This is a genomic window from Aeromicrobium sp. Root472D3 (assembly GCF_001426485.1).
Classification (GTDB): Bacteria; Actinomycetota; Actinomycetes; order Propionibacteriales; family Nocardioidaceae; genus Aeromicrobium.
In genome coordinates this window covers 1,184,029-1,198,216 of sequence record NZ_LMET01000001.1, presented here as the reverse complement: position 1 = coordinate 1,198,216, position 14,188 = coordinate 1,184,029, and the positions used below count along the sequence as shown (strand labels likewise).

Genomic DNA, 14,188 nt, shown 5'->3' with positions numbered 1-14,188 from the left:
GTCCGCACGTCGCGGACGTCGAGAGGAGCACCATGACCCAGCAGGAGCCCACCGGGATCATCGGCAAGGCCAAGGACGCCGCCGCAGAGGTCGTCGACGAGATCTCGTCCGCCGTCGGCGGTGCCGCCCCGATCATCCCGGGCACGCCCGGCAGCGGCACGCCCACGATCGACGAGCCGACCGAGCCGCACGACCCGCTGCCGCCGAAGCCCGCGCAGCACGGACCCGTCCCCCACTCGCCGACCGGCGCCCCGTCGAAGGACGGAGAGCTCGCCGCGGCCCAGCAGGGCGCGTACCTGACGACCGCCACGGGCGTGCCCCTGCGCGACACCGACCACTCGCTCAAGGCCGGGCCCCGCGGGCCCGTCCTGCTGCAGGACCACCACCTGCGCGAGAAGATGATGCACTTCGACCACGAGCGCATCCCCGAGCGCGTCGTCCACGCCCGCGGCGCCGCCGCCCACGGCGTCTTCACGTCCAACGGCGCCGCGACCACGCTGACGCGTGCGGCCTTCCTCGCCGAGGGCGCCAGCACGCCGGTCTTCACGCGCTTCTCGACCGTGCTGGGCTCGCGCGGCTCGGCCGACACGGTCCGCGACACCCGCGGCTTCGCCGTGAAGTTCTACACCACCGAGGGCAACTTCGACCTCGTCGGCAACAACATCCCCGTGTTCTTCATCCAGGACGCGATCAAGTTCCCCGACGTCATCCACGCCGGCAAGCCCCACCCGGACATCGAGGTCCCGCAGGCGCAGAGCGCCCACGACACGTTCTGGGACTTCGTGTCGCTGCACACCGAGGGCCAGCACCACGCGCTGTGGAACATGTCCGACCGCGGCATCCCGCGCTCGTACCGCATGATGGAGGGCTTCGGCGTCCACACCTTCCGGCTCGTGAACGCCGACGACGAGACCACGCTGGTCAAGTTCCACTGGAAGCCGCGCCTCGGCGTGCACTCGCTGACGTGGGAGGAGGCGCAGCTCGCCGCCGGCGTCGACCCCGACTTCCACCGCCGCGACCTCGCGGACGCGATCGAGTCGGGCGCACACCCCGAGTGGGACCTCGGCGTGCAGGTCTTCCCCGACACCCCCGACCAGATGTTCGAGGGCATCGACCTGCTCGACTCGACCAAGCTCGTGCCGGAGGAGCTCGCGCCGGTGCAGGTCATCGGCACCATGACGCTCGACGCCAACCCGGGCAACTACTTCGCCGAGACCGAGCAGGTCGCGTTCCACGCCGGGCACTTCGTGCCGGGCATCGACGCGACGGACGACCCGCTGTTCCAGGGCCGCCTGTTCTCGTACCTCGACACGCAGCTCACGCGCCTGGGTGGGCCGAACTTCGACCAGATCCCGATCAACCGTCCGCACGCGCCCGTCAACGACATGCTGCGCGACGGCTACCACCAGGACGCCGTCCACACCGGCATCGCGCCGTACAGGCCGAACTCGATCGACGGCGGCTGCCCGTTCCTGGCCGGCGAGGACGTCAGCGCGTTCATCGACGTCCCGCAGGCCGTCGAGGCGTCGACCAAGGTGCGGGCCGCCCCGGCGTCGTACGACGACCACTTCAGCCAGGCCCGGCTGTTCTACCTGAGCCTGACCGACGTCGAGCAGGCGCACGTCAAGCAGTCGTACGCCTTCGAGCTCGGCAAGTGCTACGAGCAGGCGATCAAGGAGCGGCAGCTGCTGGCGCTCGCCAACATCGACGCCGACCTGTGCCAGAAGGTCGCCGACACCCTGGGCCTGCCGGCCCCGGAGCCGACGATCCCGCTGACCGACGAGGTGCCGAGCCCGGCCCTGTCGCAGATCGGCGACACGTGGCCCGTCGACGGACGCATGGTCGGCATCGTCGTCCCGGACGGCCTGGACGACCTGAGCGGCGTCCGCGAGGTGCGCGACGCGGTGTTCGCGGCATCGATGGTGCCGCTGGTCATCGCCTCGCACGGCGGCGTGCTCGAGGACGGTCACGGCGACCCGGTGACGGTGCAGCGCACGTGGCTGACGGTCCGGTCGATCGAGCTCGACGCGATCGTGCTGGCGGGAGCGCCCGCCGCGGCACCCGACGCCGACCCGTCCGCCGACGTGAAGGCGGCCGCCCCGAGCACCGGCACGCTCGAGCCGCGCGCCGCGCTGCTGCTGTCGGAGGCGTACCGACACGGCAAGGCGCTCGGAGGCTGGGGCGACAGCGTCGCGGCCCTCGAGGCCAGCGGCCTGCCCGCCGCGCCCGCCGGCGTCTACGTCGGCGACGACGCGTCCGACGTGATCGCGCACCTCGTGACGCTGCTCGGCAGCCACCGCGTGTGGGAGCGCTTCCCGGCCTGACCCGGCCTGACCCGGCCGCACGGCACGACAGGAGGGGCTCCCGCGATCGCGGGAGCCCCTTCGTCGACGTCGTCGCCGGGGTCAGAGGATCGGCTTGCCGCCCGTCACGGCGATGCGCGCGCCGGAGACGTAGGACGACTCGTCGGACGCGAGCATGACGTACACGGGTGCGAGCTCGGCCGGCTGTCCCGGACGGCCCATCGGCACCTGCCCGCCGAAGTCCTCGACCGCGTCCTGCGGCATCGTCGCAGGGATCAGCGGCGTCCAGATCGGCCCCGGCGCGACGCTGTTGGCGCGGATGCCGCGGTCGGCCAGCAGCTGCGCGAGCCCCGCCGTCATGTTGGCGATGCCGGCCTTCGTGACGTCGTACGGGATGAGCTGCGGCACCGGCATGTCGGAGTTGATCGACGACGTGCCGATGATCGACGAGCCCGACGGCATGTGCGGCAGCGACGCCTTCACGAGGTGGAACATCGCGCTGAGGTTGGTCGCGATGACCCGGTCCCACTCCTCGTCGGGGATCTCCTCGAACGTCTCGCGGAACATCTGCACCGCGGCGTTGTTCACGAGCACGTCGACGCGCCCGAACGCCGCGACGGTCCGCGCCACGATGTCGCGGCAGTGCGCCGGGTCGGCGAGGTCTCCCTTGACGACGACCGCGGTGCGGCCGGCCCGCTCGATCCACTGCCGGGTGTCGTCGGCGTCGTCGTCCTCGTCGAGGTGCGCGATCACGACGTCGGCACCCTCGCGGGCGTAGGCGATCGCGACGGCCTTGCCGATGCCGCTGTCGCCGCCCGTCACGATCGCGACCTTGCCCAGCATGCGGCCGGTGCCGAGGTACGACGTCTCGCCGTGGTCGGCGAGGGGCCTCAGCTCGTCCTCGTGACCCGGCAGGTCCTGGGCGGGTGAATCGGGCATGCGTCCTCCTGGAGTGCCGTCCCCGGGTGGGCGCGGTCAGGCGCCCGGTACCCGCTGGCCGCGCGCCCACACGGTCGGTCTCAGCCGCCCGTGACCTCGAAGACGCGGTCCATCCGGGTGATCTCGATGATGCGGGCGACGGGGTCGGACAGGCGCGTCAGCAGGAGGTGCCCACCGGCCCGATCCTGCTGCTTCTTGATGCCGAGCAGCGCCCCCAGCCCGCTGGAGTCGACGAACTCGACGCCGTGCAGGTCGAGCACGAGCGTGCGGTGGGACACGTCGAGGTCGTCGACGGCCCCCCTGAGCTCGTCGGTCGTCTGCGTGTCGATCTCGCCGCCGACCGCCAGCACCGTGCGGCCGTCGACCTCGTCGCTGCTGAACGTCAAGCCGGTCATGACACTCCTCCTGTCGCGGACGTCCACGTCCGGGCGCTCCACACGCACTTGCCGCGGCCGGTCGGCCGCATGCCCCACTCGTCGGACAGGATCTCGACGATGCGCAGGCCCCGCCCGTGCTCGTCGTCGTCGTCCGGGTCCTGCGGGCGCGGCAGGTGGCTCGCCGCGTCGTCCTGCACCTCGAGCACGACGCGGTCGCCGTCGAGCTGCAGCCGGACGTCGACGGGTGCGCCACCGTGCACCATCGCATTGGTCACGAGCTCGCTCGTCACGAGCGCCAGGTCGCGCTGCACGCCGTCGGGGACCCGCCAGCGCTCCAGGTGCTGCTGCACGAAGTGCCGCGCCTCGGCGACCGTCGCGCGGCCGGTGTCGCGGTGCATCGACATCGACACCGCGTCGTCGGTCGAGACGGCCCGCGCGATCAGGATCGCGACGTCGTCGTCGGGCCCCTGCGGCAGGAGCGCCTCGACGATCCCCTCGGGCACCCCGAGCAGCGACGTCGTGCTGTGCCAGTCGATGTGCCGCTCGAGCGCCGCGATGCCGTCGTCGATGTCCTGGCCGCGGTGCTCGACCAGGCCGTCGGTGTAGAACACGATCGTGGCGCCGGTCGGCAGCGCGGCCTCCTCGGTCGCGACGTCGCCGTACCCGGCCCCGAGCGGCGGTCCGCCCGCCGTCAGGCGCTGCACCACGCCGTCGCGGTGCGCCACCAGGGGCGGCAGGTGACCGGCGTTGGCGTAGCGGATCGTCTCGGCGGCGGGGTCGTGGACGGCGTAGACGCACGTGACGATCTGGTCGCCCACGAGGTCCTGCACCAGGACGTCGAGGTGCTGCATGATCTCGTGCGGGGGCAGGTCGAGGGTCGCGAAGGCGCGCACGGCCGACCGCAGCTGACCCATGACGGACGCGGCACGGACCCCGCGCCCCATGACGTCGCCCGTCACGAGCGCCGTGCGTCCGCCGCGCAGCTCGATGATGTCGTACCAGTCGCCGCCGACGTAGGTGCCCTCGACACCGGCCCGGTAGTACGTCGCGACGTCGAGGTGGTCGAGGTCGAACGTCTCGGCGGGCAACAGGCTGCGCTGCAGCTCCTCGGCGATCGAGTGCTCGCGCTGTGCGGCCTCGTCGCGGGCGCGGGCCGCGGCCAGGGCCTGCTCGGCGGCCCGCTGCTCGGTGATGTCCTGCATCGAGCCCTGGAGCATGACGGGCGTGCCGGCGTCGTCGCCGAGCAGCGCGGCGCGGACCGCGACGAGCCGCACCTCGCCGTCGGGCCGGACGATGCGCTGGTCGTAGGCCGTCATCTCACCGACCTCGAGGGCCGCCAGGTCGGCGGAGACCCGGGGGGCGTCGTCGGGGTGCACCAGGTCGGCGATCGCCCCGGGGAAGCCCATCGCCTCGAACTCGGCACGATCGCGCCCCAGCAGTCGCAGGAGCTCGTCGGATCCCGAGATCGTGGAGGCGGCGAAGTCGACCTCCCAGCTGCCGACCTTGGCCAGGCGTTGCGCCTGGTCGAGCAGGGCCTCGCTGCGCTCGAGCGTCGCGCGGATGCGCCGCACGCGGTCGAGCTCGAGGTTGACGCCGACGCGCGCCAGCAGCTCGCGCGCCGCGAACGGCTTGACGAGGTAGTCGGCGGCCCCCGCCTCGAGGCCCTCGACCGTGCCCTCCTCGCCCGCGCGGGCGCTGACCATGATGACCGGGATGCTGGTCGTGCGGGCATCGGCCTGCATCCGCTGCAGCAGCCCGAAGCCGTCGAGCCGCGGCATCATGACGTCCGTGACCACGAGGTCGGGCACGTCGTGCCGCATGTGGTCGAGCGCGTCGACGCCGTCGGAGGCGGTCGTGACCTCGTAGCGGTCGCGCAGCAGGTCGGCGACGTACGCGCGCATGTCGGCGTTGTCGTCGACGACCAGGATGCGGGCGACGTCCTCGGACGGCGGGCCGACCGGGGGCGTCGCGGCGTCCGTCGCCGGCTCGAGCCAGCGCGACGCCTCCGACACGAGCGCGGACGGTGCCGTCGCGCCAGCGGTGCGCGGCTGGCGGGTCTCGCTGATCTCGGCGGACGGCAGGTGCGCCCGGCCGAGCGGGATCGTGACGGTCATCTCGGTGCCGACGCCGAGCTCGCTGCGCGCCGACGCCGATCCGCCGTGCAGGCGTGCCAGCTCGGCGACCAGGGCCAGCCCGATGCCCGAGCCCTCGTGCGTGCGCGAGACCTCGTTGCGCCCGCGGTGGAAGCGCTCGAACAGGTGCGGGAGCTCGTCGTCGGCGATGCCCGACCCGGTGTCGCGGACCGCGAGCAGGGCCTGCCCCTCGTGCTCGCGCAGCGTCACCGCGATGCCGCCGTCGAACGTGAACTTGAAGGCGTTCGACATCAGGTTGAGCACGATCTTGGCCCAGTGCTCGACGTCGACGTAGCAGGGCCCCGACATCTCGTCGGCCTCGAACGTCAGCGACAGGCCCGCCTGCGCCGCCGCCGACTCGAACATCATGACCAGCGGCTCGGTGACGCGCCCCAGGTCGACGACCTCGAACTGCGACGTGATGCCGCCGGCCTCGAGGCGCGAGAAGTCGAGCAGGCTGTTGACGAGCTCGAGCAGTCGCTGGCCGCTGCGGTGGATGACGTCGAACCGCCGCCGCTGGACGTCGTCGGCGGCCAGCGCGGGATCGTTCAGCGCATCGGACGTCGGGCCCAGCAGCAGCGTCAGCGGCGTGCGGAACTCGTGGCTGACGTTGGTGAAGAAGTCGGTCTTGGCCTGGTCGAGGCGGGCCAGGGTCTCGGCGCGCTGCTTCTCGCCCTCGAACGTGCGCGCCGCGTTGATCGCCGCGGACAGCTGCCCCGCGAACAGGTCGACGAAGCCCGTGTAGGCCTCGTCGACGGGACGGAACGGGCTGAGCCCGGCGACGAGGAACCCGTAGGCGTCGGACGTCGCGGGATCGACGAACGGCACGAGCAGGGCGTGCGTCGGACGCCGGCCCCAGTCGCCGACGGGAGGCTCGTGCGGCAGCGCCGACAGGTCGACGAGGGTCTGGCGACCGGCCATCGGCTCGGCGACGGGCCAGACGGCCGATCCGCCGTCGAGCCCGATCGTCGAGGGCGCGAACGGGTGGTCGTCGTCGACCCCGGCGCCACAGGCCCGGACGAGCCGCTGCTGCTCGGGGTCGACGAGGTACACCAGGCCGAACGGGATCGACAGCGGGTCGGCCGTGATCTGCTCGCACGCGGCCGCCACCGCCTCGGCCTCGGTGTGCCGACCCGTCGTGCGGGCGCCGAGGTCGCGCAGCGTCGTCATGCGCCGGGTCGAGATCGTCTGCTCCGTCACCTCGCTGACGACGCACAGCAGGCCCTCGACGTGCCCCTCGTCGTCGGCGAGCGGGCTGTACGAGAACGTGTGGTAGGTCTCCTCGACGAATCCGCGCCGCTGGAGGAACAGCATGAGCGACTCGTCCCAGGTCGCCTCGCCCGACTCCATGACGGTGCGCACGCGGGGCTCGATGTCGTCCCAGATCTCCGACCACACCTCGGACGCCGGTCGCCCGAGGGCCCAGGGGTACTTGTCGCCCAGCGTGTCGCGGCGGTAGGAGTCGTTGCAGAAGAATGTCAGCTCCGGTCCCCACGCCATCCACATCGCGAACTTGGACGACAGCAGGATGCGCACCGCGGCCTTGAGGCTGACCGGCCAGCTCTCCGGATCGCCGAGCGGGGTCGACGACCAGTCGACGGCCGAGAGGTCGCGCCCCACCTCGCTGGAGGTCCAGGTGCTGCGCATGCTCGTCCCGCCGTCCGATCGCGTGGGGGCAGCACGGCCGGGCGGCCAGCGCGACTGCTTCACGGCTGCGACACGATTATGCCGATTGACGGACGTCAGCGCACGACGGACCTGCCGATCCGTCACATGAAGATGGCGGGCGCGCCCGTCTGCGTGAGCCGGGGCCCGCCGTCCTCGTGTGCCTGGGGTCGTCGTCGGACCGGATCGAGGACCCGGTCTTCGCGACCACGCTTGGCGTACCCGCCCCCGGCCGATCGAAACATCGGCGATGTCACGTCGTGCCCCCGTGGCGTCGCCCGCGCGGTTGTTTCGCCGTGACCCCACCGGGTATCGGCGGACCATGACCGACACGACCACGCGGACGTCCGCGGACCCCGACGACGACCGCAAGCCCGACTCGCCGTCCGACCTGCACCGACGGTCGTGGATCTACGTCGGACGCAAGACACTCCGGGAGTTCTCGAAGGACCAGTGCACCGACCTCGCGGCCGCCCTCACCTACTACGCCGTGCTGGCGCTGTTCCCCGCCCTCGTGGCGCTGGTCTCGATGCTCGGCGTGTTCGGGCAGGGGCGCTCGACCGTCGACGCGCTCCTCGAGATCGTCGACCAGGTGGGGCCCGCGTCGGCCGTCGACAGCCTGCGCCCCACGATCGAGGGGCTCGCGACGTCGCAGGGGGCGGGCCTCGCGCTGGTGCTCGGCCTGCTCGGAGCGCTGTGGTCGGCGTCGGGCTACGTCGGCGCGTTCGGACGGGCCATGAACCGCGTGTACGAGGTCGGCGAGGGCCGGCCGGTCTGGAAGCTGCGCCCGCTGCAGCTGCTGGTGACGCTCGTGTCGCTCGTGCTGGTCGCCGTCGCCGCGGCCTCGCTCGTGCTGACCGGGCCGGTCGCCGAGGCCGTCGGCGACCAGATCGGCCTGGGGTCCACCGCGATCCTCGTGTGGGACGTCGCCAAGTGGCCCGTGCTGCTGGCCGTCGTGGTCGTGATCGTGGCGGTGCTCTACTACGCGACCCCCAACGTCAAGCAGCCGAAGTTCCGCTGGATCAGCGTCGGCGCGGTCTTCGCGATCGTCGTGTGGATCCTCGTGTCGGCGGCGTTCGGCCTGTACGTGGCGATGTTCTCGAGCTACGACAAGACGTACGGCTCGCTCGCGGGCGTCATCGTCTTCCTGCTGTGGCTGTGGCTGACCAACCTGGCGCTGCTGTTCGGCGCGGAGCTCGACGCCGAGCTCGAGCGCGGACGCGAGCTGCAGGCCGGCCAGCCCGCCGAGGAGACGATCCAGCTGCCGCCGCGCGACACCCGGACCATCGACAAGGCCGCGGCCAAGCACCGCGAGGACGTCGCCGACGCCCGCGAGATCCGGCAGGACGCCGAGGTCGAGGCCGACGACCGCAGGCGCGGGAGCGACGGGTGACGGGCCGGACCGGTCGACGGCCGGGATTCGTCGCCGTCGCACCGGGTACGGGGTGGCGACCGAACCCCGCACCCGAGGAGCACCCATGACCGAGACACCCGACACCACTCCGCAGGCCGACGAGGGCCAGAACGACCCCGTCGACCCCGTGCAGGAGGGCGCGCCCGCGACCGGCCCCGAGGCGCCCGTGCCGCCGGGCGGCTCGACCGACGACGACGCCTGACGCATCCGTCACGCCACCCCGCCCCGCCCCCGCCGAGCGCTCGTCTCGACGGGGGCGGTGCGCGGTCAGCGCAGGAGACCCCCGGTGGCCCGACGCACCCGGGCGTGGGCGATCGCGGCGCGTGCCGCGTTCATGCCCGGCGCACCGTGCACGCCGCCGCCGGGGTGGGCCGAGGCCGATCCCAGGTAGAGCCCCCGCACGGGGGTCTCCGAGCGGCCCAGGCCCGGCACCGGCCGGAAGATGAGCTCCTGGTGCAGCTGTGACGTCCCCCCGTTGATCGCCCCGCCGATCAGGTTGGCGTCGCGCTGCTCGAGCTCGCGCGGGCCCAGCACGCGGCGCGACACCACGGTCGAGCCGAAGCCCGGCGCCAACGCCTCGATGCGCGCCTGCATGCGGTCGGCGAACCGCTCGCAGTCGTCGCGGTCCCACACGCCGCGCACGCTCCCGTCACCGGCGTCGCCGACCGAGTGCTGCGGCACGTGGGTGTACGCCCAGAGCGACTCGGTGCCGGCGGGCGAGCGCATCGGGTCGGACGTCGTCATCTGGCCCGCCAGCATGAACGGCGCCGCCGGCACCGTGCGCGCGGCGACCTGGCCGTGGGCCTCGGTCATCTGCTCGACCGAGTCGGCGACGTGGAACGTGCCGGGCGCGTGCGGGGGCGCGGACGCCCACGGGACCGGACGGTCGACGGCCCAGTCGACCTTCACGGTCGACGGGTCGAGGTCGAACGACCTCATGGCCTGACGCGTCCGCGCCGGCAGGTCCTCCGGCGCGAGCAGCCGGCCGTACAGGTGCGGCGCGACGATGTCGGCGACGACGGCCCGCCCGGCCGCGAACCTCTCGCCGTCGCGGGTCAGCACCGCCGTGGCACGACGGTCGGTGACCTCGACGCGGACGACCTCGGCGGCGTAGCGGATCTCGCCACCGAGCGACTCGAACCGTCGTCGCAGGGCGTGGGCCAGCTGGCCCGCGCCGCCCTCGGGCACGGGGAAGCCGACGGTCTGCCCCAGCATCGACATCAGGATGCCCATCAGCCCCGACCCGGGAGCGTTGAGGGGGATGTCGGCGTGGCCCGCGTTGCCGGCGATGACGAGCCGCGGCCCCACGCCCCCGAAGCGCGACAGGCCGACGTCGGTGGCGGGCGTCAGCATGGTCTTGACGAAGTCGAGCCCGCCGACGCTGCGCAGCCTCGCGAGCGCGCCGATGCCGTTCCTGACGGGCGGGAACGGCGACAGCAGGGCCTTGATCATCTGGTCGCCGATGCGGTCCCACTGCCCGCACAGGTCGAGCCACGCCTCACCGTCCCCGGCGTGCGCCGCGTCGAACAGCCCGGCCGTGACCTCGCGGTCGCGGTGCAGCATGCCCCAGCTGCCGTCGCGGAGGGGGTGCCCCAGCACGGCGGGGGCGTGCACCCACGTCAGGCCGTGCCGCTCGAGGTCGAACGACCGGATCGTGGGCGACGCCTCGGCCAGCGGGTAGAACGCGCTGAACGTGTCGTGGACGAAGTCGGGGTGCACGTCGCGGTCGCTCTTGACCGCGCCGCCGACCTCGTCCTGCGCCTCGAGCACCAGGACCGACCAGCCGGCGTCGGCCAGGTGGTTGGCCGCGACGAGGCCGTTGGGTCCCGCGCCGATCACGACGGCGTCGTGCCCGTGCGATCCGCTCATGCGGCGGACCCCCTCGACCCCCGGCGGCGCGCGAGGGCGACGAGGTTGCGGACGATCCCGACGTACGGGTTGCCCTGCTGGCCGTGCAGGCTGTTGCCGGCCTCGACCGACGACAGGACGTTGCCGGTCGTCGGCGCGACGGGCGTCGTCACCTCCATCGCGCCGACGCGGAACAGCGGTCCGATCAGGCGGTCGAACACGCCCGGGAACGCGCTGAAGCCCATCCGCACGACGTCGTTCGACCGGTTGACCTGCGTGCGCGCACGGGGGCGGTCGATGCGCTTCAGCGCGATTCGCGCGACCTTCTCGGGACCGGCCAGGGGCGGCGGCGGACGTCCGACGAAGCCGTCGTACGTCGCGGCCTGCTCGTAGATCGGGGTGTCGACACCGCCGGGCGACACGTAGGAGACGTGCACGTGCCGCAGGTCGCGGTTCTCGACGTGCAGCTGGCGGGCCAGGGCCCGCACGCCCCACTTGCTCAGCACGTACGGGCTCATCGACGGCACCGCGATGTGCCCGATCAGCGAGCCGATCAGCACCAGCGACCCCGCGCGCTGCTGGCGCAGCACCGGCAGCGCGTGGCGGGAGACGTTGACCGATCCGATCAGGTTGGTGCGCAGCACGCCGTCGAAGACGTCGGCGGGGATCTGCTCGGTGCGTCCGTATGCCACGACACCCGCGGAGTGCACGACGGCGTCGAGGACGCCGTGGCGCTCGACCACCTGCGCGAAGCAGGCCGCGACCGCCGCGTCGTCGCCGACGTCGGTCGGCACGACCATGACCGACCCGGCACCGCGGTCGCGGCACTCCTGCGCCACGACCTCGAGGGTCGAGGCGCCGCGGGCCACGAGCACGACGTGGTCGCCGGCGTCGGCGGCCTGCAGGGCCGTCGCGCGGCCGATGCCGCTCGACGCCCCGGTGACGACGATGACCCGCGCCGCCCGCGTCACGGCTTGTTCTCGGCCAGGTAGGCCAGCCGGCGCAGCGTCTCGGAGTTGCGCCACTTCAGGGTCAGGCCCTTGAGCGGCTCGGGGACCAGCGTGCCGGGCCCCGCGACGGCCTCCTCGCGGATCGTGACCTCGGTGTGGGCACCCGATGCCACGAGCTCGATCTCGACCTCGGCCTCGCCGATCGGCCACCCGCGGGCACGCAGGCGGATCAGGCGCTCGGGGTCGAGCTCGACGACGCTGGTCGTGTCGTCGATCAGCGCGGGCCACACGCCGACCGAGTGGTGGATGCGGGAGTCGACGGCCGGGAAGGCGTCGTCGACCTCGCGGACGCGCGTGGCGCCGACCACCCACAGCGGGTAGGTCCATCCGTCGGTCACGATCTCCCACACGCGGTGCGGGGTCGTGCGGATCGTGCGGGTGTTGGTGCTCATGCGCGTCGCGTACCCGAACCCCCCTCCCCCAACCCCCTCGGGCACGTGGTCTCGATCTCAGCGAATTCTCAGACGATCCGGCTTGAACACGTCGCGTGCCGGTGTCTATAAAGGTGCCGTAGTTGAGTCACATCGACTCAACCCCCAGGAAGGAGATCTGACATGACCGCGATGACCTTTGATCCTTTCGCCGAGCTCGACCGCCTCGCGGGCGGCCGCAGCCCGCTGCGCACCGGCCCCCGGGCGGTCCCCGTCGACCTGCTCAAGGACGGTGACCGTTACGTCCTGACGGCCGATCTGCCCGGGGTCGACCCGGGCTCGATCGACATCGACCTCGACGGTCACCCGCTGACGATCCGCGCCGAGCGCACCGCGGCCACCCACGAGGGCGCGCAGTGGATCGCGCAGGAGCGTCGCACCGGCAGCTACGTGCGCCAGTTCACGCTGGGCGACGGTGTCGACACCGACCGCATCTCGGCGACCTACGACCACGGCGTGCTGTCGCTCGTGGTCCCGCTGAGCGAGCGGGCGCGGCCACGCAAGATCCGGGTGAGCGAAGCCGACGAGCCGGCCTCGATCGGCGCCTGACGCCGCACGGGCCCGACGGGGTCCGGCCGATACGCTCGGTCGGACCCCGTCGGACGTCCCGGCGCCGCCGCGCGAGGAGGACCCATGACCGATCCCACCGACCACCCGGACGAGTCCCAGCCCTGGAAGCCGGGCCCCAACGCCCCCGAGGGCGGCTGGCCCGACGACGACCTCGTCGACGAGATGTCGGAGGAGTCGTTCCCCACCAGCGACCCGCCCTCGACGTGGGCGGGCGACGACCGGGGCTGACGTCGCACCGCCCGCGGCGTCAGGCGAGCAGCGACTCGTACAGGCGCCGGTGCGCCACGGCGACCTCGAGCCGCTGCCGCTCGCGGTCGGCGACCGTCGCGGCGGGCTCGGCGCGCACCAGCGCCCGACGCACGGCGGCCTCGAGCGTCGACTCGTCGAACAGGTCCTCGTCGAGGAGGTACGTCTCGACGGGCCCCTGGTCGGCGTAGTAGCCGCACGACGGCGCCACCACCGCGGTGCCGACGTCGCGGCACGCCTCGAGCCACCCCGAGTGCGTGCCGAACCGGTAGGGCAGCACCGAGACGTCGAGCGACGACAGGTACGCCCACAGCTCGTCGTCGGTGAAGTACTCGTGGACCCGCAGGTCGATGCGGTCGCCGAGGTCGTGGACGAGCCCGGCCAGCTCCGCGTCGTACGCGCGCCCGCCCGGCTCGAGCAGCTCGGCGTGCCCGTTGACCTGCAGGACCGCACCCTCGATGCCCTCGACCGCCCGCACGAGCGCCGGCAGGACGATGCGTGGGTCCATGCCGGCGCGGACGCTCTTGAGGTGCAGCCCGACCCGGGCGGTCCGTCCGGGTCGGGAGGTGCGTCCCGCCTGCAGCTGCGCCATCTGCTCGACCTCGACGACGTGCGGGTGCGCGATCACGGTCGGCCACCGGCCCCACCGCCCCGCGATCTCCGCGGCGGCACCGCGGGTCAGCGTGACGAGTCCCTGCGCGGCCGGCACCAGCACGTCGAGCTGGGCGTCGTGCTCGCGGCGGTCGGCGTGGTGCGGGTTGCGCAGGTCGTGCACCGTCAGCACCAGGGGCTTGCCGTGCGTCCGCAGCGCGTCGACGAGGTCGGCCAGCTCGGCGGGCGTGCGGGCGTCGAAGCCGAAGTGCACGTGGAAGACGTCGAACGACTCGTGGTGCCGGTGCACCCACGCGGCGGCGAGCATCGTCGGCGGCCACCACTGCGACTGCTCGGACCGGCCCGACGTCGGCGGGTCCGGCAGGCGGACGACGCCGTCGTCGACCCCGTCGGGCGCGGAGAGGTGGCGGACGTAGACGTGCGAGGCGGGCACCGACGCGACGCGGATGACCGTCGCTGCGCGACGTGCGGGCAGGTCGGCGGTGAGGGTGGGGCTGGGCATGACGGACTTCCTGGTCGATCGACGACAGGCGACCTTCTGCACCCGGCGCAGGTGCGTACCCGGAACGCCGCACGGCAACCGGCCCGCGCGGCGGTGACGTCGCGGGCTGATCCGGTGACCCGGTCGGGACGAGATCCGT

12 protein-coding genes are annotated in these 14,188 nt (G+C 73.0%); 5 read left to right on the top strand and 7 right to left on the bottom strand.

Annotated features, from left to right (window positions below):
• The first annotated feature begins 32 nt into the window (after positions 1–32).
• On the top strand, positions 33–2,324 hold the full coding sequence (locus ASD10_RS05850; protein ID WP_082556264.1) for a catalase: 2,292 nt from the start codon (positions 33–35) through the stop codon (positions 2,322–2,324).
• Between the two features lie 81 nt (positions 2,325–2,405).
• Here ASD10_RS05850 and ASD10_RS05845 read toward each other — a convergent pair whose 3' ends face one another.
• From ASD10_RS05845 to ASD10_RS05835, 3 genes are all read right to left on the bottom strand, one after another.
• Positions 2,406–3,242 (bottom strand): SDR family oxidoreductase, encoded by an 837-nt coding sequence (locus tag ASD10_RS05845; RefSeq protein WP_056605972.1) that lies wholly within the window; start codon positions 3,240–3,242, stop codon positions 2,406–2,408.
• Between the two features lie 80 nt (positions 3,243–3,322).
• Positions 3,323–3,637: an STAS domain-containing protein gene (locus ASD10_RS05840; protein ID WP_056605969.1), complete on the bottom strand. Its 315-nt coding sequence runs from the start codon at positions 3,635–3,637 to the stop codon at positions 3,323–3,325.
• A complete protein-coding gene (locus ASD10_RS05835) occupies positions 3,634–7,398 on the bottom strand; it encodes a SpoIIE family protein phosphatase (RefSeq protein WP_056605966.1) in 3,765 nt (1,254 codons plus the stop codon). The genes ASD10_RS05840 and ASD10_RS05835 overlap by 4 nt, the downstream gene beginning before the upstream one ends.
• Positions 7,399–7,738: 340 nt before the next feature.
• Between ASD10_RS05835 and ASD10_RS05830 the strand changes: the two genes are divergently transcribed.
• Both ASD10_RS05830 and ASD10_RS18710 read left to right on the top strand, forming a co-directional pair.
• Positions 7,739–8,809, top strand: a complete 1,071-nt coding sequence (locus tag ASD10_RS05830; RefSeq protein WP_056605963.1) for a YihY/virulence factor BrkB family protein — start codon at positions 7,739–7,741, stop codon at positions 8,807–8,809.
• Positions 8,810–8,894: 85 nt separating this feature from the next.
• Positions 8,895–9,032, top strand: coding sequence for a hypothetical protein (locus tag ASD10_RS18710; protein ID WP_157432471.1), 138 nt, complete (start codon positions 8,895–8,897; stop codon positions 9,030–9,032).
• A 65-nt stretch (positions 9,033–9,097) separates the two neighbouring features.
• Here ASD10_RS18710 and ASD10_RS05825 read toward each other — a convergent pair whose 3' ends face one another.
• The 3 genes from ASD10_RS05825 to ASD10_RS19135 are packed head-to-tail and all read right to left on the bottom strand — an operon-like array spanning position 9,098 to position 12,080.
• Entirely contained in the window at positions 9,098–10,699 is a 1,602-nt protein-coding gene (locus tag ASD10_RS05825; protein ID WP_056605960.1) for an NAD(P)/FAD-dependent oxidoreductase, read from the bottom strand.
• Complete coding sequence (locus ASD10_RS05820; protein WP_192167605.1) at positions 10,696–11,649, bottom strand: SDR family oxidoreductase; 954 nt, start codon at positions 11,647–11,649, stop codon at positions 10,696–10,698. Before ASD10_RS05820 ends, ASD10_RS05825 begins: the two co-directional genes overlap by 4 nt.
• On the bottom strand, positions 11,646–12,080 hold the full coding sequence (locus ASD10_RS19135; RefSeq protein ID WP_056605957.1) for an SRPBCC family protein: 435 nt from the start codon (positions 12,078–12,080) through the stop codon (positions 11,646–11,648). Before ASD10_RS19135 ends, ASD10_RS05820 begins: the two co-directional genes overlap by 4 nt.
• Positions 12,081–12,242: 162 nt before the next feature.
• On the opposite strand from ASD10_RS19135, the gene ASD10_RS05810 reads away from it, so the two are divergent.
• Both ASD10_RS05810 and ASD10_RS18705 read left to right on the top strand, forming a co-directional pair.
• A complete protein-coding gene (locus tag ASD10_RS05810) occupies positions 12,243–12,668 on the top strand; it encodes an Hsp20/alpha crystallin family protein (RefSeq protein ID WP_056605955.1) in 426 nt (141 codons plus the stop codon).
• Positions 12,669–12,752: 84 nt separating this feature from the next.
• Positions 12,753–12,917: a hypothetical protein gene (locus ASD10_RS18705; protein ID WP_157432470.1), complete on the top strand. Its 165-nt coding sequence runs from the start codon at positions 12,753–12,755 to the stop codon at positions 12,915–12,917.
• 19 nt (positions 12,918–12,936) lie between these two features.
• Here ASD10_RS18705 and ASD10_RS05805 read toward each other — a convergent pair whose 3' ends face one another.
• Positions 12,937–14,049: a hypothetical protein gene (locus ASD10_RS05805; RefSeq protein ID WP_056605952.1), complete on the bottom strand. Its 1,113-nt coding sequence runs from the start codon at positions 14,047–14,049 to the stop codon at positions 12,937–12,939.
• Positions 14,050–14,188: the final 139 nt, after the last annotated feature.